Genomic DNA, 24,488 nt, shown 5'->3' on the forward strand with positions numbered 1-24,488 from the left:
ACCATCGAAGGAGTTCGACGTGCCACTCCGCGCCTATCCCCGGGCCCTGACCCGCCGCAGCCTGTTCGCCGCGGGCGGCGGTCTCGGCGCCGCCTCCCTCCTGGCCGCGTGCTCCGAGGGAGACGGCGGTGACGAGGGCGCGAACGGCGGCTCGGGCTCGTTCTCGTTCGTCGACGAGCGCGACCAGAAGGCGGTCGAGCTCGACCACGTCCCGAGCAAGGTCGTCGCGTTCACCGGCCTGGCCGCGGCGCTGTACGACTACGGCGTGGAGGTCGCGGCCGTCTTCGGCCCCACCACGCTCGAAGACGGCTCGCCCGACATCCAGGCCGGGCGAATGCCCGTCGAGGACCTCCAGGTCCTGGGCAACGTCTGGGGCGAGTTCGACGTCGAGAAGTACGCCGAGATCGGCCCCGACCTCCTCGTCTCGCACTACTACGAGGGCTTCGACCTGTGGTTCGTTCCCGAAGAGCGCCTTGAGGAGATCGAGTCGCTCGCGCCGGGCGTGGGCATCGAGGTCTCGCTGCCGACCCTGGACCAGATCATCGACCGCCACGCGCAGCTGGCCGTGGAGCTCGGCGCCGACCTCGATTCCGAAGCGAATGTCGCTGGCATCGAACGGTTCGGCGCCGCAATGGCGGCGATCCCGGACACGTACTTCGGTATCCAACAGGCCACCGGCTACGAATACAAGGCCATGGCGGTCGGCGCCTGGCCCGACGGGCTCTACATCGCCAACCCGCCCACGTTCAACCTGCTCGCCAAAAGCGTCGAGCTCGGCGTCGACTTCGTGGTCCCCGACAACCCCGACCAGAACGACTACTGGGAGCTCCTGTCCTGGGAGAACGTCGACAAGTACGAGGCCGACGTGATCTTCCTGGACGTGCGAACCGGCAACATCACGGCCGAGCGACTGCTCGCCGAGCAGCCGACCTGGGCGGCGCTCCCGGCGGTGGCGGCCGGGCAGGTGTACGGCTGGAACGCCGAGCCGGTGTACTCGCATGTCGGTGGGGCCGTTGAGCTGGAGAGGATCGCGGAAGGGCTCGGCGCCGCGCGGCCGATCGCCTCGCTGACCGACTGAATGCGTGGCTGACGCCACGTGAGGACCCCAGGTCAGGGAGCCGGAATATGTTTAGGTTAGCCTAACCTCGGTTCGTACGGGCGAGGCCCCGAACACCGACCGCCAGTCCGGCCCCCACACGCCCTTCGTGAAGGAGACACCACATGGCTTTCGATGCCGACAGCGTCAAGATCGGCCGCCGCGGCCTGCTCGCGGGCGGCGGCGCCCTCGGGGTGACCGGCGCCCTCGCCGCATGCGGCGGCGGGGAGGACGAGTCCGGATCCGGCGACGAGTCCACCGGCCCCTGGGAGTTCACCGACGACCGCGGCGAGACCGCCGAGCTGGAGAACAGGCCCACCAAGATCGTCGCCTTCACCGGCATGGCCGCCGCGCTGTACGACTTCGGCGTCGAGGTCCCGGCCGTCTTCGGCCCCACCACGAACGAGGACGGCTCGGCCACCACCCAGGCCGGCGACCTCCCCGTCGACGACCTCGAGGTCTTCGGCAACGTCTACGGCGAGTTCGACGTCGAGGCCTACGCCGCCTACGGGCCCGAGGTCATCATGTCCCACTACTACATCGACCCCGCCGCGCTCTGGTACGTGCCCGAGGCCAGCGCCTCCGACATCACGAGCCTCGCCCCCGTCGTCGCGCTCAGCGCCAACGACGAAGCCCTGGCGAACACCCTCGACCAGGTGATCGGCCGCCACGCCGAACTCGCCGCGAGCCTCGGGGCCGACCTGGAGTCGGACGACAACGTCGCGAGCAAGGAGCGCTACGACGCGGCCGTCGAGGCCCTCAGGACGGCCGCCGCCGCGAACCCGGTCAGGGTGCTCGCCTGCGCCGCGGCCGCCGACACGTTCTACGCCTCCAGCCCGAACATGGGCAACGACACCCGCTTCTTCATGGAGTTGGGCGTCGACATCATCGTCCCCGACGCGCTGGACGCGGCCACCGGCAGCTACTTCGAGTTCCTCTCCTGGGAGAACGCCGACAAGTACGACGCGGACCTGCTCCTGCTCGACAACCGGGTCCAGTCACTCCAGCCCGATCAGCTGACCGAGTACCCGACCTGGAACGCGCTCCCGGCCGTCCAGGAAGGACAGATCGTCGGCTGGGAGGCCGAGCCGATGTACTCCTACGGTCTCGCCGCCGCCTCCATCGAGGCCCTGGCCGAGGCGATCACGAACGCGAAGAAGCTGTTCTGAGAGCTTTCCCGAAGAGCGACAACTGAAGAATGCAAAGTGAGAAGGGGCGGATCCACGTGGATCCGCCCCTTCGTTTCGCCTCTCGGTTACTTCAGGTCGATGGTGACGACCTCGGGGTCGTGGTCGGAGACCCCGTAGTTGCCGTAAGCGGGCTCCTCGCCGAACTCGTAGGCGTCGGCCGGGTAGTCCGAGTTGATGTGCGCGGACACCGCGGACTCGACCTCGCGGAGGAGGTGCGGGGAGGCCCACATCTGGTCGAGCGTCTGCGCCTGGCCCACATAGGTGTAGGAGTAGGCGGCCTCGGGGTGGTCCTCCAGCATGTAGTCGTAGAGGCTGGAGAGCCCCGAGTCCTCGTAGAGCCCGGCGAGCTGGTCGGACGGGCCCACCCAGTCCCCCGCGATGGTCTGGCCCTCGGCGAACGGGTCGTCGGGGCGCGGGAAGACGTTCAGGTCGCCGCCGGCCAGGACGTTCGCCCTGCGGTCCTCCTCGAGGATCGCGGCGCTGATCGCGGCCAGGTAGTTCGCCTGCTCGGTGCGATGCAGCACGCGCGTGTTCGGGCTGGAGGAGAAGTGGTTGTTGATCAGGTAGATCTCCTCGACCTTGTTGCCGTGCTTGTCCTTGAGGTAGAACTTCGCGACCTGCGCGGGACGGCTGAACACGTCGAAGCCGTTGCAGGCGTAGACGCCCGAGTTCGTGCACTGCTCGATGACCTCGTCGGGCAGCGCCGCGTTGAGGGCCTTCGGGTTCTGGACCTCGGCGTTGATCTCGTCGGCCTCGGTCGGGTAGTCGACCTCCGGGTCGTCGCCGAGGACCGGGTCCCAGTGCTTGGCCTTCGAGAGGCCGGCGAGCTTGGGCTGGTAGAGGAAGCCGGTCATGATGCCGCGGGTGTCGGCCGAGTCGAGGTCGCCCACGGCCTTGTAGGTCGGGCCGCCGTACTCGGCGATGAGGAGGGCCAGCTCCTGGAGGGAGTCGGGCGCGCCGTCGCTCTGCTCGTTCGCGTCGCCGGTGTTCACCAGGTCGCAGACCAGGCGGTCCTCGCCGAGGTCGGAGCGCTTCGTCCACGCGGGGTTGACCGAGCAGACGTCCTGGGCCTCGCCCTCCTGCGTCATGAGGATCGCCGGGCTGTGCAGGTCGTCCACGATCTGCGCGGCCTCGCGCTCCATGCGCGCCTGGTACTCCGTGTAGTCCGACGGCACGTAGTCGAAGGGCGGGTTGACGTTCCCTTCGGGGTCCTCGGCGTCGACGCAGCCGGGGTCGCCCTCGAAGTCGCACTCGGAGTTCGGGTTGTCGCGGGTGTCGTAGAGGTTCTCGATGTTGTACGAGCCGATCGCGGCCTCGTGCCTGCCGACCGGTTCGACGGGCTCGTTCTCGGCCGGCTCCAGGCCGCCTTCGAGCGCGAGGTCGTCGGCGACCTCGATGGCGTACTTGGCGAACGAGAGGTACACGCCGCCGGTGTTGGCCTCGGTGATGACGTCGTACGTCTTGGCCGGGGCGATGATCGACTCCGTGGTGCCCGCGGTGGCGCGGATGCCCAGGTCGCCCATGACGAACAGGTAGCCGTTGCCGTCGTCGAAGCTGCCCTCGACCGTGTCGAGCGGGTGCGCGTCGCGGAAGGCACGGGCGGCGTACCCGCCCTGCTGGGCCGCGGCGCTGTCGCCGCGCATGGCCCAGACCTCGCCGCCGCTGGAGAACACGTCGCGGCCGGCGGTGACCACCGAGTCGGCCGGGACGGTGAGCTGCATGCCGAGGTGGCGGCGGAAGTACTCGGTGGAGGCCTTCGCGTCGTCGGGGGCGTCGACCTCGACGGACTCGATCTCGGCGAGCGGGTCCAGGCCGGTGTCGACCACGTCGTAGACGAAGGTCGAGCCGCCGCTGAACTGGATGTTCCCGAAGTAGGTGCCGACCACGGCGCGCACCACGATCTCGTCGCCGACGTTCACGGTCCAGTTGGCGCCCAGCTCGGTCTGCGCGGGCGAGCCGTTGAGGGTGCGGATCGTGGAGTACTGGTTGTTGAAGACGAAGATGCCGTCCGAGGAGTTCGGGTCGCCGTCGGTCGCGTCGGCCCGCTCCTGGAGGAAGAAGCCCTTGTTGCCGGACGGGTCCAGGGTCTCCTGGGTGACCACGCCCTGGACGTACACGGTCTGGCCGGCCAGCGGCGAGGTGAAGTCGGTGTCGCCGTCGGCGATGGAACCCTGGACTTCACCGATGTGCCTGATGTCGGCCTGAGCCTGGGCCTGGGAGGCGAACACGAATCCGGCGGCGCCGATGATCGCGACGCCGGCGGCGGCCGCCGCGAGGCGCGCTCGCCGTCTGAGGGACTGCACAGGAGGACTCCAATGCTGATGCCGAGGCTCCGGTGCGGATTCGCGCCGGAGGCGGGATGATGGGGCGGTTCTCACTCAACCGCAACGTATGGTCGAGCGCAAGGCCTCCGGGTGAATTCCTCGTATCATCCCATGTCTCATTCGGCCACCAAAAAAGGCGGGACGCCCCTCAGGACGCCCCGCCCGTTCGATCTCAGTTACCGGTCGTAGCGCGGCGTCCAATAGTCGGGCACGGTCACGTCGCCGAAGTCCATGTCCGAGGCCAGGTAGAAGCTCGTGTACTGCGGCTGGTTGTAGGTCGTCTGCTGGTTCGCGACGCCCACGCGGTACTGCGGGTCGTGCATGAGCGTGAAGAGCTTGTGGTCGGTGACCTCAGTGGAGACGTAGACGCGGATCGCGCTGCTGTCCGCGGTGCGGACCAGGAGCTCCTCGCGCCAGTCGCCGAGCACGTCGGCCACCAGGCCGGGGTTGCCCTTCGTGTAGTTGTTGGTCAGCGTCTCAGGGGCGTCCAGCACCACGCCGTCCTGGTAGTCCCGGATCGTCGTGGTCTCGATCGTGGCGGCGTCGGCGCCGTGGACGAGCTGGGTGGTCAGGTCGGCGTCCCAGCGGATGCTCATGTTCGTCCCGGGCGGCGTGCCCTCGATCTGCTCGCCGGCGGCGGTGAACAGGCCTTCGGGGTTGCCCGCCTGGTCCGGCGGCAGTCCGGCCCAGGCTTCGAGTCCCGGGCTCGACGGGTCGACGTCGCCGACCATGCCGCGCCCGGTGTCGCGGCCGGTGTAGCCGCCCCACAGGACCTCGCCGGACTCGGCGTCGCGCATCGCGTAGCCGTAGGGCGCCCAAGTGCCGCCCTCGAAGACCGAGAAGATCTCCAGCCCTTCACGGTCGGGGTCGAAGTCGCCCACGTGGAGCGCGTCACCGTGGCCGAGCTTCGCCAGGGAGCCCGGGTTGGCCGAGCCCTCGGGCATGGTCGCGTACGAGGAGTAGAGCAGCGAGCCGTCGTCGTCCAGCGTCGCGGCGCCGTAGACGATCTCCTGCTTGCCGTCGCCGTCCACATCGGCCACCTGGAGCGAGTGGTCGCCCTGCGTCGTCAGCGTGCCCCATTCGGGATCGGGCCCTTCGACGCCGTGCGGTCCGCTGTTGAACGGGTTCGACATGGGCGCGTGGCCGGAGTCGGCCTGCCAGCGCTCGGTCAGGTGCCGGCCGTTCCAGTCGATCGCGGTGATCGTCGTGCGCGTGTAGTAGCCGCGGGCGAAGATCGCCGTGGGGTGCTCGCCGTCGAGGTAGGCGACGCCGGAGAGGAAGCGGTCGACCCGGTTGCCCGGCTCGATGCGCGACATCGCGTAGTCGCCCCACAGGAGGCCGTCGTCGCCGCGCTCGACGGGGAAGTCGACCGTGTCCATCTCGAGTCCGGTGCGGCCGTTGAACACCGTGAGGTACTCGGGCCCGTCGAGGACGAAGCCCGCGAAGTTCCGCAGCTGGTTCCGGGCCGAACGCGACGGCGCGTAGACGTCGATGAAGTGGTCGGCCAGGGTCTCGGCGTCCGCCTGGGACAGCGGGTACGAGAAGTCGAACTGGGCATCGGCCCCGAGCGCGGCTTCAACAGTCGAGGGCCAGTCCCCGTTCAAAACCTCAGGGTGCTGGTCCCAGCCTTGAAAAATCCCCACCAGATGGTCGTAGTACCCGTCGGCGGACAACCGGTAGTCGTCCTGGTGCGTAACGCCCGCACGGACGTCGTCGCGAGGCAGGTCGATGTAGTCGACCTTGCCGCCCTTCACATATGAGGTGGACTTGGTGCCGGGTGCGGTCTTGAGCATGACCTCGGCGATGCCGTCGCCGTCGTAGTCGTAGACCTGGAACTGGGTGTAGTGCGCGCCGGCCCGGATGTTGACGCCGGGCTCGATGCGCCACAGCAGCTCGCCCTCCTGGGTGTAGGCGTCGATGAGGACGGGCCCGGTGTAGCCGACCTGGGAGACGTCCTTGGAGTTGGAGGGGTCCCACTTGACGACGTACTCGTAATCCCCGTCGCCGTCGAGATCGCCGGGGCTGATGTCGTTGGCCTTGTAGGTGTACGCCTCCCCGGCGGGCGTGACGCCGTCGGCGGGCTTCTGCAACGGGATGTCGAGGTAGCCCTGCGACCAGGGCTCGACGGTGTCGGAGACGTCGTCGTGGCCGCGCTTGACGGCGACGACCTTGTACTCGTCGTCCTCCGCACCACCGGTGTCGAGGAAGTTGGTGGAGTCGGTGACGGTGGCGATCTTCTTGCCGTCGCGGTAGACCTTGAAGGTCGCGCCGGTCAGACCTGAATCGTTATAACCGGTGACCTCATTGGCGAGCAGGCGCCAGCTGAGGAAGACACCATCGTCAGTCACCGCGGCGACGAGGCCGCGGTCGAGCCGTTCGAGCTGGATCTCGTCATGATGACCGCCGTGGCCCTGAACAGAGGCCGTGACCCCGGCCCCGGCCAGCGCGCCGACCAGCGAAACGGCAATGATCCTACGGAACTTGGTGGGGGGACTCATAGAGGGGAGCTCCTCGGATTCGTACGAGGCCAGTCAACGAGGGGACGTCCCGAACCTCAATTGAAACGATTTAACGCATCGAAGACTATCGACATTGGCAAGCCCTGTCAAGATCCCCGCCCGGTGTGACGGCCGCTATCCCGAACCCCCCAGCGCACCACGCCGACAGCGACTCCGGTACAGTTACGCCTCGTCCCGGTCGATTAGCTCAGCGGGAGAGCACTCGCTTCACACGCGAGGGGTCACTGGTTCGATCCCAGTATCGACCACCAGCAAAAAGCCCCGGCCACTTGAGCCGGGGCTTTCGCGTAGGAGCCGATCACCCTCTAAGTTGGGCTCCTCCAGCGTCTCGCCGAACACCTCATCCAGCAGGTCAGCGCCCTAGGTGATGTCCTTGACAGAGTCATTCCGCGTGCCGAAGACGTAGACGATGCCCGGCGCCGCGTCCCTTCCGATGACACCTCAGTTCACCGTCCACGCCAAGCTAGGGCTGGCGCTGTTGCGCCCGTTTGCGCAAGACCCGGGTGGCGGCGAGGAGGACCAGGCCTCCCAGCAGCGTCGCTCCGAGGCCGACCGTTGCGATCGCGCTCGTGTCGTTGCCGGTGTCCGCCAGCGGTCGGCACGGTCCCGGCGATCCGTCCGCGCCGTCATCCGCGGGCGCACCGTCCCCGTCCCCGTCGCCACCGTCTTCGTACGGCGGGAAATCGCACTCCGGCTGCCCGGCACCGACGGTCACGGTGACCGGCCCGGACTCTGATGCCGGGCACGAGTCGTCGCCCTCGTAGCGGGCGACGATGGTGTGCTCGCCTTCGGGAAGGGCGTCGGTGACCAGCGTGGCGGTGCCGTCCTCGAGGGCGGCACTGCCGATCTCCTCGCCGCCGGCGGTGAACGTGACGGTGCCGGTGGGCGTCCCCACGGTGCAGGACACGTCGGCGGTGAGCGTGACCGTTTCGCCGACCTGGGCGCGCTCGGGCTCGGCGCTCAGTGTCGTGGTGGTCTGGGGCGACTGCGCGATAGCGAGGCTGTGGTAACTGCCGACGCCGATGGCGACCGCCGGCTGAGCCTCAGGCTGTCGGACCTCGACCGGTTCGTTGCGGTTGGTGGTGGTGCCGTCGCCCACCTGGCCGTAGCGGTTGTAGCCCCAGCTCCACACCTGGCCGGTGTCGGTCAGCGCCACGGCGTGGTCGTCACCGGAGGCGACCTGCGTGATGATCGTGCCCTCGGGCAGGTGCACGGACACGGGCTCGCTGCGGTGGGTGTTGGTGCCGTCGCCGATCTGGCCGTAGGTGTTGTCGCCCCAAGCGAGCAGCTCACCGGTGGACGTCAGCGCATAGCTTTGGAACCCGGTGCCGGCCGCGATGCCGGTGACCGTGGTGCCGGAGGGCAGGTTGGCGGCCACGGGCTCGGTGCGAGTGGTGGTGGTGCCGTCCCCCAGCTGACCCCGGACGTTGTATCCCCAGGACAGCACCTCCCCTGTGGAGGTGAGCGCATGGCTGTGGTCGTCACCGCCGGCGAGGGCGGTGACGGTGATGCCGGCGGGCAGGCGGACCTCGACCGGCGTGGTGCGCTGGGTGGTGGTGCCGTCGCCGAGCTGCCCGAGATCGTTGTCGCCCCACGACAGGACCTCCCCGGTCGAGGTCAGTGCGAGGCTGTGGCCGGCCCCGGCGGCGATCGCCGTGACCGTCGTCCCCGACGGCAGATCGACCTCGACGGGGAGACCGCTCTCGGTGTTCGTGCCGTTGCCGAGCTGGCCCCATTCGTTGTATCCCCATGCCAGCACCTGCCCGGTCGAGGTCAGCGCCAGGACGTGGTCGTCGCCGACCGAGATCGCCGTGACCGTCGTGCCTTCCGGCAGTTCGACGTTCACCGGCTCAGTGCTGTTGGTGAACGAATCCTCGCCGAGCTGGCCGACATCGTTCTGCCCCCAGGCCAGCACCGCACCTGCGGAGGTCAGGGCTATTGAGAACCCGTAGCCGCCGCCCACCGCGGTCACGCTCGCCCCATCGGGCAGCGCCACCGAACCGGGCACCCATTCCCCTGCCGAGTTGAGTGAGCCGTTGCCCAACTGGCCGTACTGGTTGCGCCCCCAGCTCAACGCCTCGTCACCAGTGGCGGCCGTGGCCGCGCTCGCCACCGCCAGAGCCGATCCCAGAGCCGCACCGACAGCCGTCACCGCAGCCAGCGCTCGCCGAACACTCGGTCGCATGCACCCTCACTTCACACAGAGAAACTCCTCGACTGACCGCTCCGACGATACGATCGACGAGGCGTGATCTGGGTGAAGCCGCGCCCGCAACAAGGGCGCGCCGAGGACGGCACATACTCACTCTGCAAGCAGCACAGTGCGATTCACTGTACTTGCAGTCTGGTGTAGACGGTCACCTGATCGGGTGGATGCCGAGGCGGCGCGTCCCTCGGTTCGCGCAGTTGTTCCGCTCCCTTGAACAACGCGCGGCGGGCCCGACGCGATTCACGTTCGGCTTGGAAGTCCCGTCTGCCCGAATGCGCGGTGCGAAGAGCGTCGCCTTTCGCACCGCGCCACGGTGCTGCTACGCCGTGAAGGTCGAGCTGTACGTGTGGTTGAGGCCGCCCTCACGCCACATGTGGATCCTCACGGAACTGCCGTCGGTGGCGTCGTAGTCGCACCACGAGTCGGATGCCGGGTGCTCGTTGAGGCAGTTGACGTAGTCCGGGGCGTCAGCCCAGCCGCCGTTCTGGTAGACCTCCAGCTCGGCATAGGCGAAGTAGCCGTCATCGACCTTGTCGTTCACCCGGAGCCATTCGCCCTGCTCGTAGAAGTACGCGCATCCCCAAGACGTGCAGACGTATCCGGTGAGCGGACCGGGGTTGGACGGATCCGCCGAGGCGGTACCGGGAACGGCGACGGCGGCCAGGACTGCCGCGGTGGCGGCCACGAACAGGGTGGTGATTCTGCGGATCATCAGGACTCCTTCTGGAGTTGGAAGGGGGCTCGGCACATCCGAGCGGGTGGAGTCTCGGATCGAGCCGAACCGTCTGGCCCACAAGCTATATCAAGAGACCCAGGTCCTCAGTGGCGCGACAGACGCCGAGGGCGTCGCGGCGCTGGTCCCGAGTGTCCGGCGTTTCGACAGTGCCGCCGCACCGACCGGCGCCGATGCCGTGACCACCTAACGACTTCGTGGATGGTTGTGTCTGATGTGCAAGGACTTCGAGGTGGATGATGGGTGCATGCGCCTTTCGTCTCGAGGTCGCCCTCCGCGACCGAGTACTCAGGCAGGGCCTGCCGACGAAGAACCAGCAGCCGCAGGTAGTCCTGGACCTCACCCGAAGTGGTCCTGGACCTCACAAGAAAAGCCAGTGCGCACATGACTGATGAACATCTGAGCAAGTACTCCGGACACACCCATGCCTACAGCCACGACATCACTCCGGTCATCGCGCTGAACGGCACGCTCGTGACGGTCAGTGTGGACCGCGACGGGGTGCTGTGGACCTGCGATCTCACCGGTGGCCCCTGCGTGCAGCGCCCCTTGGAGCTGGACCGGGCGGGCCCGGAGGACGAATGGTATTACGAGGTCGGCGAATGGTGCGAGGACGACGACACTGACGAGGACCCGGGCGGCGGGGGGCTCCGGCCCAGGGTCGAGGTGGATCCGAGCGATCTCGCCGTCCAGTTGACCGTGGCGCACCTCGACGGGCGCCCCGTCGTGCTCACCGGCGGCGCCCGGTTCGACCTGTCCCATCCCGACTTCGAGGCCGCGGGCGGCGCGGTCCGCGTCTGGGACCTCGCCACCGGCCGCAAGGTGGGCGCGACTATCACCGGCCATGAACTGGGAGTCACCGCGCTCACCACCGTCGCCTCCGACCAGGGCCTGATCTCCGTCAGCAGCTCCGAGGAAGGCCGGCTGGTGGCACGGAATCTGAGCCGTGGCGGGAAGCCGGTCGCAAGGATTCAGGGCAGTTACAACGGCGGCATGGGAGCGGGTCTCGTCAAGGGCAGGCCCGTGGCGGTGACGGGCGGCCACGACAACTTCGCGCAGGCCTGGGACCTCCTCAGCGGCGAGCCGATCGGCAAGCCCTTGACCGGCATCGATCCGATGGTGCGAGAGATCGCCCTCACCGAGATCGACGGCGAGGCCGTGGTCGTGGCGAGCGGTGGCGGCTCGAGCGACTGCGCGCTGCACCTGTGGAGCCTAGACGCCCAGGAGCGGATCGGCCCGCGCCTGACCGGCCACGACAACACCATCGGGAGCCTGGGAACGGCCGCCATCGCTGGGCGTTCCATCGCTCTGACCAGCAGCAGCGACGGCTTGCGCAGATGGGACCTAGCCCGCGGTGAACAGCTCGGCGAGGTGCTGGCCGGCCACTCCCTCACAATGATCACCGAGGTTGAGGGCGTCCCGACAGCCGTCATATCAAGCAACGACGCCATCCGCCTGTGGGACCTCGCGGCACTGATCGCCTGACTCCCCGACCGCAGCTCGCAGGACGAGTATGAGTTTGCCGCCGGGTCGGCGGGATCGGCTGAGTTCGGCCGCTTTCTGGATCTGGTCGAACGTGTAGGTGCGGGCGACCGGTACGACCAATACGCCTTCGCCGGCGAGCCGGGCGAACTCGTCCATCTGGTCGTAGCGGATCCCGGTGGTGATCCGGACGCCCAGCTCAGCCGCGGCGGCGAAGTCCGAGACGGTGAGGACGCGGTCGGGATCCCCGGTCAGCTCGATCAAGGTCGGCAGTGAGCCGCCGGCCGGGCTGGGCTGGTCGGCTCGGTCGATCCGGCCGCCGGTCGGCGCCGCGTCCAGGGCGCGGTCGACACGGCCTCCGGCTAGTGCGCTGACGCGTTCGGCCATGCCCTCGCCATAGGCCGTCACCTGGGCGCCGACCTCTTCCAGGGCGGCGGCCCGAGTCGGCCCGGCGGTGGCGATCACCCGCATACCCCGGTGCAGCGCGAGGCGCACCGCCGCCTCACCCACGGTGGTGCCCGCGCCGTGGACGAGTAGCAGCTCACCCGGCTGGACGCCGAGGTCGTCGAGCGCGCGCCACGCCGTCTCGGCCGCCATCGGCAGCGCGGCGGCCTCCTCGGCGGTGACGCCTTCGGGAATGCGTGCCCAGGCCGGCATCAGCGCGTACTCGGCGGCGCCGGCCGTCGGGCCGTCGAAGGTGGCCGGGCCGAACACGCGGTCACCGGCCTGGACGCCGGTGACGCCCTCACCGAGCGCGTCGACGGTGCCCGCGATCTCGAGACCGAGCCCGCGCGGCAGCGGCGGCAGATGGTCGGCGAGGAGACCGTCGACGAGGTGCCAGTCGGCCGGTGTCAGGCCGCACGCCTGCACGGCGATCCGGATCTGTCCGGGTCCGGGCTCCGGTGTCGGGACGTCGCGGAGCACGATCACGTCCGGGGAACCGAACCGGTCGAATTGCAGCGCCTTCATGATGATCTCCCGCCTGATGACAGCATCTGTTGTCATCGACCGTATCACCGTGGCGACAACTTCTGTTGTCGTACCCTGATGGGTATGCCGAGATGGGAATCCGACGCACAGGGCCGACTCGAGCGCGCAGCGCTTGAACTGTTCGAGACACAGGGGTTCGAGCGCACCTCGGTCGCGCAGATCGCGGACGCCGCCGGTCTGAAGGAGCGCTCCTTCTACCGCTACTTCCCCGACAAGCGGGAAGTCCTCTTCGCCGGCAACGAACTCGAGGCCCACCTCGTCGCCCAGGTCGAGGCGACCGACCCGGGCCTCACGCCGATCGAGGCGGTGCTCGACGCACTGAGGACCGCCGAGGGGATCTTTCGCCCGCGCGAGTTCCTGCTGCGCCGCGCCAGAGTCATCGCCGCCAACCCGGCACTGGTCGAGCGCGATCTGATCAAGCTCGCCGACATCGCCGACGCGCTGGCGCGGGTGCTCGAGCGCCGCGGCGTCGAGCCCGGCAAGGCACGCTTCATCATCGACGTGGTGCTGGCGATCCACCGGCGCGCCACGTCCCGCTGGCTGACCGACCCGGACACCACTCTCTCCCAGCTCATCACCCAGGCCGCCGACGAGCTGCGCGAGGCGGTCATGCCGCCGGCACCGACGACCCGCCGCCAAGGAGAGCTGCTCGACTGAGTCTTCCCCGCAGACGATCGAGCGCGGACCAGCCCGACGAGAAGGTCGCTGCAGTCCGTGATTTGAAAGCCGGCGGGCTGCCCTGAGCCGGAGCGGCGCTCGCAACCGCTCCAGGCCCTCGCGCCGAGCACGAGCCCAGAGATCTTTTGCCCCTGCCGACGTCTATTCCGCCGGCCTGGCCGGCACTGACGCCCTCGGCGCTCAGGGTCGTGAGCTGGACCCTGCATTGAGCGCCGAAGGCCGGCAGTCCGTTCTCGCGCTCAGTGCTTGGAGAGGTCCGCGGCGTCCTCGGGACCGCGCAGGGCGGGCATCGGTCGCTTGCTCCACAGGATGTCGATCAGCTCCCGCTGCCCGTACACGGGCTCGGGGTGCTCGGTCGCCAGGACGGAGGTCCCGTCGAAGTCGAACCGCACGATCCAGATCGGGTACCCGTACTGGTAGCCGGTGGCCGTCGCCAGGGTCCCGTCCTGCCGGAACTCCCGGGTGATCCCGTACAGGTGGTTGCCTTGGAACCACTCCTCCTCGATGAGGTCGCCGTCGGGCGAGATCCGGCCGCTGGGACCGTCGAGCAGGCCGTCCTTGAAGCTCTGGAACTCGTAGACGCCGCCCTCCAGCATCTCGCCGGTGAACCCGGTGAACCGCTCCGACCCGCGCCAGTAGAGCTGGTCCTGGTCGACGCGGACCTCCTCGTCGGGCACCGACAGCGCGACGGGGTCGTAACTCGGTTTCATACTGAGAAATCACTACTCCAGTTGTTGTCCACCTGGTGACCGCCGGGGCCGCCGGCCTCCCAGCCGGCTTTGGAGCCGTGGACGCCGTCGCACATCTGCGTGCAGTTGCCGCAGCAGCGCATGTCGTTCTTGGTCTTGGGGTTCCCGTTGTGAAGCATGAAGTCTTCCATGAACGGCTCGCGGCCCGGATCGTTTCGAGCGTCCTTGATCGCCTGGTTCGTCGCCCGGGTCTCCGAGTGCGTGCCCGGAGCGCCGTGCCAGTCCTGGTTCTCCTGCATCTGCCAGAAGGGGCCGTTCCTGTCGAGGGACTTTTTATACCGCTCGCGCAGGATCGGGTCCAGGTCGTCGGGGTTCATATTCCATTTGTCCCTCTTGTGGACGTTGTGGTCGTAGTAGACCCGCCCCGACTTCCGGTCCCACACGGCGCTCACGCACGGCATCCGCTTGGCGTTGCTCCAGCGTTCGGGGTTCTCGTCGATGTACTCGTTCCAGCGTTCCCTGAGCTTCTCGTGGTCCTTGTTCTTGTCGCCGGTGGGCTCCATGTAGTCCCATCTGCGGGGTTTGGGCTCCCTGCCGATGTCGTCGAGCTTGTTCTCGAGGTTCTGAACGTCAGGGTCGCTGGAGCGCGACGGGCCGCGGGGCTCGGGCTTGCGGAACGAACCCGGGTAGCTGAGGACCTTGTTGACGACCGTGCTGACGCCGGACTTCGAGCCGTCCTTCGGTTTAGGCACCCTTCATCACCGCATTCAACGCCTGGTCGAGGAGCTGGTCGATGATCAGCCCCGCGATCTGCTTGAAGATGGGAATCTGCACCAGCGAGGCCCCGAACGTGACCGGCGCCGTCGCGATGGCCCACGCGATCTGCACCGCCAGGATCGCGAGCTGCACGATCACCGCGATCTTCAGCGCCAGGATGACGCCGGCGGCGATCGTCAGGCCGATGTTGATCTCATTGGACGGATCACCGATGTCGGCGATGTTCTTCATCGCCGACTTCTCGTCCTCCCAATGGGTCTGGAAGGCGTCGATGTCACCGCCCGCGTTGTTCTCGATCAGGGTCCGGGACGCCGCGCTGAGCGATTCGACCCGAGCGGAGATCTGATCGGCCATGCCGGTCCACTCCCCCGCGAGGTTGAAGATCTTCTCCTCGTCCGACTCGGGCCATTCGTACCCGAGCACCCCCAGCAGGGTGATCAACTCGGAGGGCAGTTGCATGCCCATCTAGGGGGCTCCTTCTTGTCCGGGGACGCGGCCGATCAGGGTTTGAGTTCGCCTCGGAGGGTCTTGAAGCCCTCGGCGATGCCGCTGTCGGCGGCTTCGTGCTCGTCGGCCATCTCGCGGATGTCCTGCGCGTATGCGGTGAGCGCCTCGATATTGGAGGTGAAGCACTCGGTCGCGGTGGTCACGCACTCATCGTGCGCGGGGCCCGCCAGCGAGCCGATCATGTCGCCGCCGAAGCCGTCGGCGAACTGCTGCAGCGCGCCGGTGAACTGGTCGAGGAGCGCCTGCACCTCGTCCCGGGCCGCTTCGATCTCATCGGCGGACTTCCGCATCGTCTCAGGGGTGATGTTCAGACCCGACATGGTCACCTGCCTCCGCGGACTCGGTCGATGAGGTCGCCCCGCACCTGCGAGGGCCGCTGTGCGATCTGGTCTTCTCCGAGCATTCAGACCTCCCGTTCGGACACAATACCGGAGGAATGCGAACGAGATTCGAAGGGTGCTCGGCGCCTTCGGTACCAGGTCTTGGGACGCGGCGTCGCGTCGTCGGCGCGGGTGAAGATCAGCGCCGCCGTTGTTCGCGCAGTGCCGCCCAGTGGCGGAGCCTGCGGGACACCTCGGCCTCCTCGCCGTTGGCGGTCGGCTCGTAATAGGTCTCGCGGTCCATGTCCTCGGGGAAGTAGTCGGCGCCGGAGAACCCCTCGGCGGCGTCGGGGTCGTACTGGTAGCCCCGGCCGTATTCGAGGTCCTTCATGAGCCTGGTCGGCGCGTTGAGGATGTGCTTGGGCGGCATGAGGGAGCCGGTCCGCCGGGCGCTGCTCTGAGCGGCCCCGAAACCGCGGTACACCGCGATCGACTTCGGGGCGGTCGCGAGATAGACGACGGCCTGGGCGATCGCGAGTTCGCCTTCGGGCGAGCCGAGCCGCTCGTACACGTCCCAGGCCGCCAGCGCCTGCACCACGGCCTGCGGGTCGGCCGTGCCGATGTCCTCGTTGGCGAAGCGGATGAGGCGCCGGGCGACGAACAGCGGGTCTTCACCGCCGTCGAGCATGCGGGCGAGCCAGTAGAGCGCGGCGTCGGGGTCGGAGCCGCGCATCGACTTGTGCAGGGCCGAGATGAGGTTGTAGTGGCCTTCTTGGGCCTTGTCGTACACCGGCGCGCGCTTCTGGACCTGCGCGACGAGCGCGGTGACGTCCAGCGGCGCGGTGTCCGACGGGAGCGCCTGCAGCTGCTCGGCGAGGTTCAGCAGGTAGCGGCCGTCGCCGTCGGCCATGGCGGTCAGGGCCTCGCGGGCGTCGGCGTCGAGCGGCAGGGGGCGGCCGGTCTCGGCCTCGGCCCGGTCGAGGAGCGTGCGCAGCGCGGTGTCGTCGAGGCGTTTGAGCACGAACACCTGGCAGCGCGAGAGCAGCGCGCCGTTGAGTTCGAAGCTGGGGTTCTCGGTGGTGGCGCCGATCAGGACGACGGTGCCGTCCTCGACGTACGGCAGGAAGCTGTCCTGCTGGGCGCGGTTGAAGCGGTGGATCTCGTCGACGAACAGCATGGTGCCCTGCCCGATCTCGCGGCGCTGCCGGGCGGCGCCGAAGACTTTCCGCAGGTCGGCGACGCCCGAGAACGTGGCCGACAGGGGTTCGAACGCCAGGTTCACGCGTTCGGCCAGGAGGCGGGCGATGGTGGTCTTCCCGCAGCCGGGCGGGCCCCACAGGACCGTGGACACGAGTTGGCGCCGTGCGACCATGCGCCCGATCGGGGCGTCGGGGGCGAGCAGGTGGTCCTGTCCGACCACCGCTTCGAGGGACTGCGGCCGCAGCCGGTCGGCCAGCGGGCGCTGCGGCTCATCCCCGAACAGCGGTAGTGCGGCTTGGCTCATCGGCGGGTCCTTCGTTCGAATGGGATTCCAGTGGGCGGGCGCGGCCCGGCGGCAATGGTGACACCGGGTGCCGACAATTCTCCGTGGAGACCGGTCCGAGCGCCGTCACCGGCGCGAGGCGCGCAGTTCGTCGGCGAGGCGGGCGAGGACGTCTTCGGCCTTGGGCGCGGGGCCGAACAGCTGCTCCTGGCGGTGGGGGTCGGCGACGTAGCGGCCGGTGTCGAACCAGCGGAACATCGCGGCCATGTCCTTGACGATCGGGACGAAGCGGCCGGTGACGGCTCCCGCGGCGCGGGCGACGCCGCCCGGGACGGCCCGCACTTTGATCGTCGTGCCGGCCGCGCGGCCGACCTGGTCGGCGACCTCGCGGATGCTGACGGGGCGGTCCCAGCCGATGTCGACGCGTTCGCCGTCCTCGGCGTCGGCGTCGACGGCGTCCGCGAGGTAGGCGGCGAGGTCGGCGGTGTGGACGAACGTCAGCGGCATGGTGCTCTCGCCGATCCAGAAGAGGCGGCCCTTGTCGAGCGGGTTGCCCGCCCCGCTCGCGATCTGGTCGACGAACGCTCCCGGGCGCAGGGCGAGGAAGGGGACGCCGAGTCGTTCGAGCTCGTCCTCGGCGAGCTTCTTGTGCCAGAAGTGCGGGACGTCGGGCGTCTGGTCGCTGGTGAGGATGCTCGTCAGGATGAATCTGCGGATGCCGGTGCGGTGGGCGGCCTCGGCGAGGTTGGCGTTGCCGACGGTGTCGATCGCGTGCGCGTCCCTGCCGCCGCGGGTGTAGCCGGCGGCGGTGGTGATGACGGCGTCCGCGCCGGTCATGGCGGCGGTGAGCGAGTCGGGGTCGAGCATGTCGCCGCGGGCGACCGCCACGCCCGGGCGTTCGAGCCTGGTCGCATCGCTGTGGGGTCGGACCAGGGCGCGGACGTGCTTGCCTCGTTCGAGCAGTGCGTCGACGACTTTGCTCCCGAGGGAGCCGGTCGCGCCGACGACGAGGACTGGATCGGTGCTCATGGGGTCTCGCTTTCGATCGGTTCGGGCCGGCGGATTCGGGTGGGGGCCGGGGTCATGCGGGTTCGTCGCGGTCGCTGATGGCGTCGATGACGGCGTAGGCGGTGTGGACGAACGAGTCCGCCTGCGGCGCCGACAGGTTCCGGGTGGAGGCCTCCTCCAGGGCCCGCCACATGGCCGCCAGGGGTTCGCGCACGGCGCGGCCCTTGTCGGTGAGGTGCACGACCATGACGCGCCGGTCGTGCTGGGCGGGCTCGCGGACGAGCAGGCCCGCGTCCTGCATGCGGCGCAGGGACTTGGAGACGGTGGAGTGGTCCAGGCCGACGGCTTCGAGCAGCTCGGACTGGGTCTGGCCGTCCCGGTCGAACAGGTGCATCAGCAGCAGTTCCTGCCCCGGATGCAGGTGCAGCTTGCGGAGCATGGCCGCGGCGCGGCCGCGATGGGATCGGGCGAGCTCGAAGATCGCGTAGCTCAGCGGTCCTTCGCCGGCCATGGACGGGATGCGCGGTGCGGAAGCGGGCATGGTTCGGCTCCTCTGACGGTGTGGACGGTCGGTCGTGGTGTCCGGGCTCAGTCGACGGTGAGGACGAGCTTGCCGCGGACGTGTCCGGCGCCGCTGACCTGCTGGGCCGCGGCGGCCTGGTCGAGCGGGTAGGCGGTGACGGTGGTGGCGAGCCTGCCCGCGGCGGCGTCCTGCGCCAGGGCGGCCAGGCGGGCGGCCGATTTCTCCTGGGCACCGCTGGAGAAGGCGACCCCGAACTGGCGCGCGCGGAAGTCGGCGATGGTGACGATGCGCTCGGTGCCGCCGCGCAGGGCGATGGAGTCCTCCAGGGCGCCCTTCCCGGCGAGGTCGAAGACCGCGTCGACGCCTTCGGGCGCGAGCGCGCGGACCCGCTCGACCAGGCCCTCGCCATAGACGGTGGGCGTGGCGCCGAGCGAGGCGAGGTAGTCCTGGTTCGAGGCACCGGCGGTGGCGATGACCCGGGCACCGCGGGCGGTGGCGAGCTGGACCGCCACGGTGCCGACGGCTCCGGCCGCGCCGTGCATCAGCACGGTCTCCCCTGCGGTGACGTTGAGCAGGTTCAGGACCCGCTCGGCCGTCTCGGACGCCACGGGGAGCGCCGCGGCGCGCTGCCAGTCGAGGTCGGCGGGTTTGGGGGCGACGACCGTGGCCAGCGCGTACTGCGCGTAGGAGCCCGTGTCGGACCAGCCCAGGACCTCGTCGCCGACCGCGACGTCCTGCACGCCCTCCCCCAGGGCGTCCACCACGCCGGCGAGCTCGGCGCCGGGGATCGCGGGCAGCGGCGTCGGGAACAGCGCCTCCATCGCCCCGGCACGGATCTTCCCGTCGAGTGCGTTGAGCCCGGCGGCCTTGACGCGGACGCGGACCTGCCCGGGGCCGGGCTCGGGGACCTCGGCGTCGGTCTCGTGCAGGACTTCGGTGTCGCCGAAACGGTCGAACTGGATGGCTTTCATGACGGCTCCTTCGTGATCGCCACCAGTTAGGTGGCTAGACACATAAATCTAGCAATGATTATGTGGCTAGCCAAGTATTTTCTGGCATTCGACCGTGAGGTCCGTCTCGCCTTGGTCGGACGCTGCACCGAACGCGGGGTGATCGGTCCTGGAAACTCCCGATTTGCGGGCGAGTTCTATGGTGCTCATCGTAAGCATCGGACACTTCGCAAACCCGAGGTTGGGAGAGCCATGAGCGAATACGACGACCCCACGGTCGAAGACGAGTTCACCACGGACGAGTACGAGACCGAGCCGACCGAGGACTCCACCGGTTACTCGGACGACACCTACACCGAGGACGCCTACACCGACGACACGTCCTCGGACGACGTCTACACGGTCACCGCCGACACCGACGTCGACGGCGACGGCGTCAACGAGTCGTTCTCCTCCGACACGGACGGGGACGGCTACAACGAGACCGTCGAGTCCGACATGGACTCCAATGGCTGGGTCGACACGGTCCTGACCGACTCGGACGGCGACGGCTACGCCGAGACGGCCCTCCTCGACACCGACGGCGACACGTACCTCGACACGTACGCCACCGACACCGACGGGGACGGCTACGCCGACGTCGTCGAGTCCGACACCGACGGCGACGGCCTCCTGGACATGTCCGCCTCGGACACCGACGGCGACGGCAGCTTCGAGACCGTCGAGAACATCTAGCGACCGCCTGCGGCGCGGTGCTCCTCGATGCGGACGAGGCTCCGTTCGACGCCGAGACGGTCGGCGTCGGACACGGCCGGTTCCAGCCTCGGGCACCGCGCCGCAGGCGGGCGAGCGCTAGCGTTCGGCCGCAGCGCCTTCGGGCGTCTTCACGCCGTCGGCGGCCGTGAAGCGCACGTCGAAGCGCCGCCACAGGAGCCGCTGGACGAGGAGCGTGCCGACGCCGGCGACGATCAGGCCCGCGACGTTCACGCCGAGCTGGATCAGCGACGCGCCGACCTCGTCCCAGTGCGCGAGCGCGATCGCGACGGCGATGTTCCCGGCCGCCGGGACCGTCGTGACCGAGATGAACACCCCGACCAGCGCCTGGGACTTGCGCGCCGTCATCGACAGGATGCCGGCGACCCCCGCGAGCACCGCGACGATGAACGACCACCGGTCCGGGTGGATGATGAAGCTCGTCAGCGGCCGGTCGTCCAGCATGGACGGTTCGATCCAGCCGAACAGGCGGCTCACCACCGCGCACGCCAAGGTCACCGCGATGGCGACCGCGAAGCCGACCGCGAGGGTCCGCAGGGACCGCCCGATCAGCGGCAGATCGCGTTGCAGCACACCGAAGCAGAACGCCGCGACCGGACCGAAGTCCGGGCCCAGGACCATCGCCCCGACGATGAGGATCGGCTGGTCCAGGAGCGCCCCGATCGCCGCGATCTGCACGGCCAGCGCCAGGAACACCAGGTAGGACCAGGTCAGGCGCGTCTCCGCCGAGGTGCGGGCGGCCAGCTCCTCCCAGATGACGGCGTCCTCGGAGTGCCCGGGCGCCGCCTCCATCGCCTCGTCGGCCGCGGCCGAGATCGACAGGTCGATCTCCTCGACCGTGATGCCGCCGGACTCCTTGAGGCCGAGGCCGCGCAGGTCGGCGAGGATCTCGTTCGCGCCCTCGCGCGCGACGTCGAACTCGACGCAGTCGCCGGCGGGGTCGATCGCCGCCCCGGCCAACCGGGTCACGTTCGCGACCGCGGGGCACTCGACGGCGAGGCGGAGGACGTCGTCGGTCAGTCCGACCGGGGTGATGACTCGAACATGCAGCACGTGCGGCATTCTCCCCCACCGCGTCCACCGGCGCCGTGCCGCGCCCGGAGTCGCACCTCCGGCTGTCGGCGCTCGTGACGGACCCTGCGGTCTCCCCGCGGTCGGGGAAGGGAAGGTCGCGGACCGCGCGGCCTATCATGGCGGTATGCCTGACCGAGCGCTCGACGCCCGCAGCAACCTCCGGCCGCTCCGGCTGCGCGCGATGCTGACCCAGGAGGAACTGGCTCTCAAGGCCGGTGTCGGGACGCGTTCGATCCGCGACATCGAACTGGGGAAGGTCCGGCCGCAACCGAAGACGCTGCGGCTGCTCGCCGAGGCGCTGGGCCTCGAAGCCGAAGAGCGGGCGCTGCTGACCGGCGCTCCGGAACGGAGCGCGGCCGTGCCCCGCGAACTGCCGCGGGCGCTCACCGGGTTCGCCGGGCGCCAGCGGCCCGTGGACGAACTGCTGACGGCCGTCGCCGAAGGTGCCGCGGTCGTCGCGGTGCACGGGATGGCCGGCGTCGGCAAGACCTCGCTCGCGGTCCAGGTCGCCCACGTCCTCGCCCCCCGCTACCCCGACGGGCAGCTGTTCATCGACCTGCACGGGTTCGCCGTCGGGCCCCGGCCGGGCCTGGCCTCGGTCCTGACGCGGGTGCTGCGCGGCCTCGGCGCGGCCGAGAGCGCCCTCCCGGCGGACGTCGACGAGCTCACCGTCCGCTACCGCAGCGCCATCGCCGACCGCCGCGTGCTCCTGGTGTTCGACAACGCCGCGAGCGCGGACCAGTTGGAGGCGCTGCTGCCGGGGACGCCGGGCAGCCTCGTCCTGGCGACCAGCCGGCGAGATCTGTCGGCACTGACCGACGCGCACTCGGTGCCGCTGGAGGTCCCGCCGCTGCCCGAGGCCGTGGCGATGCTCAGCGCGGCGGCCGACGGCCGGATCACCGACGACGAGGCCGCCGCGGTCGCGGAGCGCTGCGGGCGCCTGCCGCTCGCGATGGGCCTCGCGGCGGGCCGCCTGCGCAGCCGCCCCCTCTGGGGCGCCGCCGATCTGCTGTGGCGCCTCGCCGACGAGGACCGGCTGCTCGACGTGCTCGACACGGGGCACCGCGGCGTCGCCGCGGCGCTGCGCACCTCTTATGGCGAACTCGACGCGGACCACCAGCGCCTGTTCCGCCTGATCGGCGTCGTCCCCGGCGACGACGTGGACGCCCGCGCCGCCGCCGTGCTGTGCGAGGTGGGTGAGGAGCAGGCCTCGGCGATGCTCGAGTCCCTCGTGGACGTGCATCTCGTGGAGACCCGTTCGGCGGGGCGGTACCGGCTGCACGACCTGGTGCGGCTGTTCGCGGCCAAGCTCGCCGAGGAGACCGAGGACGACCTCGACGGGGCCTTCTCCCGGCTGCTCGGCCTCTACCTGCACTACACCTACCAGGCGGCGTCGCTGATCGCGTCGGCGTACCAGCGGATCTTCACCGAGGAAGCGAAGAAGTTCGACATCGGGCTGCCCGGTCTCACCGACCATGAGGGCGCCTCGACGTGGTACCGGGTCGAACGCGACAACCTCGCGGCCGCCGTGTTCGCGGCCGAGCGCCAGGGGCGGCTCGAATCGGCCTGGCACCTGGCCACCGCCTTCAGCGCGTTCCGGTTGCACGACAGGGACGTGGAGCTGCACCTCGCGGTCAACGGCACCGCGCTGGACATCGCCCGCCGGCTCGGCGACGAGCAGAAGGTGGCCCACTCGCTGGGAGACCGGGGGCGACACCTCATCGTCGCCGGCAGGCGCGAGGAGTCGATCGGCTGCCTCGACCAGGCCGCCGCGCTCGAGCAGAAGCTCGGCGACATCGGCGCCGCGACGCTGGCGCTCAGGAACATCGGGCTCCTGCACCGGCAGTCGGGACGGTTCACCGAAGCCCTCGACGTCTACCGCAGCGCGCTCGCGCTGGCCGAGACCGCCTCGGACGGGGCGGCGCTCATGCTCATCAACTCGAACATGATCGTCCCGCTGCTGCGGCTCGGCCGCCTCGCGGACGCCGGGCACTGCCTGGCGGAGGCGGAACGGCTCATGGACGCCGACGACGACTACAGCGTCGGGCGGATCGAGAACTTCCACGGGACTTTCGCGCGCGAGCACGGGGACCCGGTCAAGGCATTGTCGATACACACCTCCTGCTTCGAGCGCTGCCGGCAGCGGGGGCTTCAGGAGGGGTTCACCCCGGTGCTCATCGAGCTCGGAGAAGACCTGCTGCACCTGGGCCGCGGCGCCGAGGCCATCGCGCACCTGAACCGGGCGGTCGAGCACGCGGAGGGCCTGGCGTACCCGTCGGACGAGCGTTCCGCCAGGAACGGTCTCGGCCGCGCGCTCACCGCCTCGGGGCGTCCCGAGGCGGCGGTCGCGGAGCACGAGCGGGCGGCGGCCCTCGCCGAGTCCCATGAGGACCCTTATGAGGCGGCGCGGGCCCACCACGGCCTCGCCGACGCCTACGGCCGGATGGGCGACGCTGGGGCCGAGTTGCGGCACGCGCGCCTCGCGGCCCGCGGCTACGCGGGCTGCGGCGTGCCCGAGGCGGCCGAGCTGGAGGGACGCGTGGAGCGGCTCCGTTCGGCGGCGGGGACGCCTCAGGACTGAGGCCAACCGCCTCGGGCCGCGACATCGAGGACCAGGGCGGCGATGTTCCAGGCGTCGTCCGCTCCGCTGTGGTGGCGGCCTTCCAGAGGCAGGCCCGCGATGTCGAGCGCGGCGGCCATGCCCGGTCTGCGGGGCAGGTCGCGGATGTCGGTGAAGACCCGCTTGACGTTGGTGTGGCGGCTGCCGAACGGGTAGCGGGTGCCGGTGGCGCGGCACTGGCGCTCGAACTGTCTGCGGTCGTAGTCGCCCCAGCTCGCCCACGGGCGCGAGTCGGCCCGGTGCTCGTCGGCGAGGATCCGGCAGGCTTCGGCGAATTCGACGCCGGTGTCGACCTCCTCCTGGGTGAGGCCGGTCAGCTCGGTGCAGAAGCCGCTCACGCGGGACCGGCGCGGCCGAACGAGGATGCGGTGCTTGGCGATGCGCTCGCGCGCGCCCAGATCGACCACGGTCAGGCCGATCTCGATGATCTCGCCGACCATGCCCGGCGGCGGCTGCGCCTCCCAGCAGGTCGCCTCGACGTCGATCACGTTCAGCCGGGTGCGGGGGTCCATACGTTGCAGCGTAAGGGATTCGTCCATCCC

21 protein-coding genes and 1 tRNA gene are annotated in these 24,488 nt (G+C 69.6%); 7 read left to right on the plus strand and 15 right to left on the minus strand.

Translation table 11 applies throughout. From position 1 onward, the window contains the following. The first annotated feature begins 19 nt into the window (after positions 1–19). Both BLQ63_RS21740 and BLQ63_RS21745 read left to right on the plus strand, forming a co-directional pair. Positions 20–1,078: an ABC transporter substrate-binding protein gene (locus tag BLQ63_RS21740; RefSeq protein WP_143015037.1), complete on the plus strand. Its 1,059-nt coding sequence runs from the start codon at positions 20–22 to the stop codon at positions 1,076–1,078. A gap of 143 nt (positions 1,079–1,221) precedes the next feature. After that, a complete protein-coding gene (locus tag BLQ63_RS21745) occupies positions 1,222–2,265 on the plus strand; it encodes an ABC transporter substrate-binding protein (RefSeq protein WP_091039630.1) in 1,044 nt (347 codons plus the stop codon). An 86-nt stretch (positions 2,266–2,351) separates the two neighbouring features. Here BLQ63_RS21745 and BLQ63_RS28590 read toward each other — a convergent pair whose 3' ends face one another. Both BLQ63_RS28590 and BLQ63_RS29705 read right to left on the minus strand, forming a co-directional pair. Continuing rightward, entirely contained in the window at positions 2,352–4,589 is a 2,238-nt protein-coding gene (locus BLQ63_RS28590; protein WP_091039631.1) for a hypothetical protein, read from the minus strand. 197 nt (positions 4,590–4,786) lie between these two features. Next, complete coding sequence (locus BLQ63_RS29705; protein WP_091039632.1) at positions 4,787–7,108, minus strand: rhamnogalacturonan lyase; 2,322 nt, start codon at positions 7,106–7,108, stop codon at positions 4,787–4,789. Between the two features lie 197 nt (positions 7,109–7,305). Between BLQ63_RS29705 and BLQ63_RS21760 the strand changes: the two genes are divergently transcribed. Beyond that, a tRNA-Val gene (locus BLQ63_RS21760) sits at positions 7,306–7,380 on the plus strand. Between the two features lie 212 nt (positions 7,381–7,592). On the opposite strand, the gene BLQ63_RS21765 is transcribed toward BLQ63_RS21760, so the two are convergent. Both BLQ63_RS21765 and BLQ63_RS21770 read right to left on the minus strand, forming a co-directional pair. Further along, positions 7,593–9,242, minus strand: a complete 1,650-nt coding sequence (locus tag BLQ63_RS21765) for an RCC1 domain-containing protein (RefSeq protein WP_177155052.1) — start codon at positions 9,240–9,242, stop codon at positions 7,593–7,595. 415 nt (positions 9,243–9,657) lie between these two features. Beyond that, positions 9,658–10,050 carry a hypothetical protein gene (locus BLQ63_RS21770; protein ID WP_091039634.1) on the minus strand — a complete coding sequence of 131 codons (393 nt, stop codon included), beginning with the start codon at positions 10,048–10,050 and terminating at the stop codon, positions 9,658–9,660. Positions 10,051–10,455: 405 nt separating this feature from the next. Between BLQ63_RS21770 and BLQ63_RS21775 the strand changes: the two genes are divergently transcribed. Then, positions 10,456–11,556: a WD40 repeat domain-containing protein gene (locus BLQ63_RS21775; protein WP_091039635.1), complete on the plus strand. Its 1,101-nt coding sequence runs from the start codon at positions 10,456–10,458 to the stop codon at positions 11,554–11,556. Here BLQ63_RS21775 and BLQ63_RS21780 read toward each other — a convergent pair. Beyond that, entirely contained in the window at positions 11,506–12,522 is a 1,017-nt protein-coding gene (locus BLQ63_RS21780) for an NADP-dependent oxidoreductase (RefSeq protein WP_091039636.1), read from the minus strand. The genes BLQ63_RS21775 and BLQ63_RS21780 overlap by 51 nt on opposite strands. A gap of 84 nt (positions 12,523–12,606) precedes the next feature. On the opposite strand from BLQ63_RS21780, the gene BLQ63_RS21785 reads away from it, so the two are divergent. After that, a complete protein-coding gene (locus BLQ63_RS21785) occupies positions 12,607–13,200 on the plus strand; it encodes a TetR/AcrR family transcriptional regulator (RefSeq protein ID WP_091039637.1) in 594 nt (197 codons plus the stop codon). 260 nt (positions 13,201–13,460) lie between these two features. On the opposite strand, the gene BLQ63_RS21790 is transcribed toward BLQ63_RS21785, so the two are convergent. The 8 genes from BLQ63_RS21790 to BLQ63_RS21825 all read right to left on the minus strand — a co-directional run bounded on the left by BLQ63_RS21790 (position 13,461) and on the right by BLQ63_RS21825 (position 19,499). Continuing rightward, positions 13,461–13,931, minus strand: coding sequence for a toxin-antitoxin system YwqK family antitoxin (locus BLQ63_RS21790; protein ID WP_091039638.1), 471 nt, complete (start codon positions 13,929–13,931; stop codon positions 13,461–13,463). After that, on the minus strand, positions 13,928–14,662 hold the full coding sequence (locus BLQ63_RS21795) for a YwqJ-related putative deaminase (RefSeq protein WP_091039639.1): 735 nt from the start codon (positions 14,660–14,662) through the stop codon (positions 13,928–13,930). The genes BLQ63_RS21790 and BLQ63_RS21795 overlap by 4 nt, the downstream gene beginning before the upstream one ends. Continuing rightward, complete coding sequence (locus BLQ63_RS21800; RefSeq protein ID WP_091039640.1) at positions 14,655–15,152, minus strand: WXG100-like domain-containing protein; 498 nt, start codon at positions 15,150–15,152, stop codon at positions 14,655–14,657. The genes BLQ63_RS21795 and BLQ63_RS21800 overlap by 8 nt, the downstream gene beginning before the upstream one ends. Positions 15,153–15,187: 35 nt before the next feature. Continuing rightward, complete coding sequence (locus tag BLQ63_RS21805) at positions 15,188–15,514, minus strand: WXG100 family type VII secretion target (RefSeq protein WP_143015038.1); 327 nt, start codon at positions 15,512–15,514, stop codon at positions 15,188–15,190. Positions 15,515–15,713: 199 nt separating this feature from the next. Then, a complete protein-coding gene (locus BLQ63_RS21810) occupies positions 15,714–17,018 on the minus strand; it encodes a replication-associated recombination protein A (RefSeq protein WP_091039642.1) in 1,305 nt (434 codons plus the stop codon). Between the two features lie 105 nt (positions 17,019–17,123). After that, entirely contained in the window at positions 17,124–18,026 is a 903-nt protein-coding gene (locus BLQ63_RS21815) for an SDR family oxidoreductase (protein WP_091039643.1), read from the minus strand. A 52-nt stretch (positions 18,027–18,078) separates the two neighbouring features. Then, positions 18,079–18,546 carry a MarR family winged helix-turn-helix transcriptional regulator gene (locus BLQ63_RS21820; protein ID WP_091039644.1) on the minus strand — a complete coding sequence of 156 codons (468 nt, stop codon included), beginning with the start codon at positions 18,544–18,546 and terminating at the stop codon, positions 18,079–18,081. Between the two features lie 47 nt (positions 18,547–18,593). Continuing rightward, positions 18,594–19,499 (minus strand): NADP-dependent oxidoreductase, encoded by a 906-nt coding sequence (locus BLQ63_RS21825; RefSeq protein ID WP_091039645.1) that lies wholly within the window; start codon positions 19,497–19,499, stop codon positions 18,594–18,596. 231 nt (positions 19,500–19,730) lie between these two features. Between BLQ63_RS21825 and BLQ63_RS28595 the strand changes: the two genes are divergently transcribed. Next, positions 19,731–20,213: a hypothetical protein gene (locus BLQ63_RS28595; RefSeq protein ID WP_177155053.1), complete on the plus strand. Its 483-nt coding sequence runs from the start codon at positions 19,731–19,733 to the stop codon at positions 20,211–20,213. Positions 20,214–20,330: 117 nt separating this feature from the next. Here BLQ63_RS28595 and BLQ63_RS21835 read toward each other — a convergent pair whose 3' ends face one another. Then, positions 20,331–21,305 (minus strand): DUF389 domain-containing protein, encoded by a 975-nt coding sequence (locus BLQ63_RS21835; RefSeq protein ID WP_091039646.1) that lies wholly within the window; start codon positions 21,303–21,305, stop codon positions 20,331–20,333. A 145-nt stretch (positions 21,306–21,450) separates the two neighbouring features. Between BLQ63_RS21835 and BLQ63_RS21840 the strand changes: the two genes are divergently transcribed. Next, a complete protein-coding gene (locus BLQ63_RS21840) occupies positions 21,451–23,907 on the plus strand; it encodes an ATP-binding protein (RefSeq protein WP_177155054.1) in 2,457 nt (818 codons plus the stop codon). Here the strand turns inward: BLQ63_RS21840 and BLQ63_RS21845 are convergent. Continuing rightward, complete coding sequence (locus tag BLQ63_RS21845; protein ID WP_177155055.1) at positions 23,898–24,458, minus strand: 3'-5' exonuclease; 561 nt, start codon at positions 24,456–24,458, stop codon at positions 23,898–23,900. The two genes, BLQ63_RS21840 and BLQ63_RS21845, sit on opposite strands and share 10 nt — an antisense overlap. Between the last annotated feature and the right edge of the window lie 30 nt (positions 24,459–24,488).

The organism is Glycomyces harbinensis (assembly GCF_900101745.1).
GTDB classification, from domain to species: Bacteria; Actinomycetota; Actinomycetes; order Mycobacteriales; family Micromonosporaceae; genus Glycomyces; species Glycomyces harbinensis.

Excerpts from the sequence above, each read along its gene's own strand:
- BLQ63_RS21840 (WP_177155054.1), top strand. The coding sequence starts at position 21,451 with ATGCCTGACCGAGCGCTCGACGCCCGCAGCAACCTCCGGCCGCTCCGG.
- BLQ63_RS21810 (WP_091039642.1), bottom strand. The coding sequence starts at position 17,018 with ATGAGCCAAGCCGCACTACCGCTGTTCGGGGATGAGCCGCAGCGCCCG.
- BLQ63_RS21815 (WP_091039643.1), bottom strand. The coding sequence starts at position 18,026 with ATGAGCACCGATCCAGTCCTCGTCGTCGGCGCGACCGGCTCCCTCGGG.
- BLQ63_RS21745 (WP_091039630.1), top strand. The coding sequence starts at position 1,222 with ATGGCTTTCGATGCCGACAGCGTCAAGATCGGCCGCCGCGGCCTGCTC.
- BLQ63_RS21790 (WP_091039638.1), bottom strand. The coding sequence starts at position 13,931 with ATGAAACCGAGTTACGACCCCGTCGCGCTGTCGGTGCCCGACGAGGAG.
- BLQ63_RS21845 (WP_177155055.1), bottom strand. The coding sequence starts at position 24,458 with ATGGACCCCCGCACCCGGCTGAACGTGATCGACGTCGAGGCGACCTGC.
- BLQ63_RS21820 (WP_091039644.1), bottom strand. The coding sequence starts at position 18,546 with ATGCCCGCTTCCGCACCGCGCATCCCGTCCATGGCCGGCGAAGGACCG.
- BLQ63_RS21780 (WP_091039636.1), bottom strand. The coding sequence starts at position 12,522 with ATGAAGGCGCTGCAATTCGACCGGTTCGGTTCCCCGGACGTGATCGTG.
- BLQ63_RS21770 (WP_091039634.1), bottom strand. The coding sequence starts at position 10,050 with ATGATCCGCAGAATCACCACCCTGTTCGTGGCCGCCACCGCGGCAGTC.
- BLQ63_RS28595 (WP_177155053.1), top strand. The coding sequence starts at position 19,731 with ATGAGCGAATACGACGACCCCACGGTCGAAGACGAGTTCACCACGGAC.
- BLQ63_RS21805 (WP_143015038.1), bottom strand. The coding sequence starts at position 15,514 with ATGTCGGGTCTGAACATCACCCCTGAGACGATGCGGAAGTCCGCCGAT.
- BLQ63_RS29705 (WP_091039632.1), bottom strand. The coding sequence starts at position 7,108 with ATGAGTCCCCCCACCAAGTTCCGTAGGATCATTGCCGTTTCGCTGGTC.
- BLQ63_RS21775 (WP_091039635.1), top strand. The coding sequence starts at position 10,456 with ATGACTGATGAACATCTGAGCAAGTACTCCGGACACACCCATGCCTAC.
- BLQ63_RS21825 (WP_091039645.1), bottom strand. The coding sequence starts at position 19,499 with ATGAAAGCCATCCAGTTCGACCGTTTCGGCGACACCGAAGTCCTGCAC.
- BLQ63_RS21800 (WP_091039640.1), bottom strand. The coding sequence starts at position 15,152 with ATGGGCATGCAACTGCCCTCCGAGTTGATCACCCTGCTGGGGGTGCTC.
- BLQ63_RS21785 (WP_091039637.1), top strand. The coding sequence starts at position 12,607 with ATGCCGAGATGGGAATCCGACGCACAGGGCCGACTCGAGCGCGCAGCG.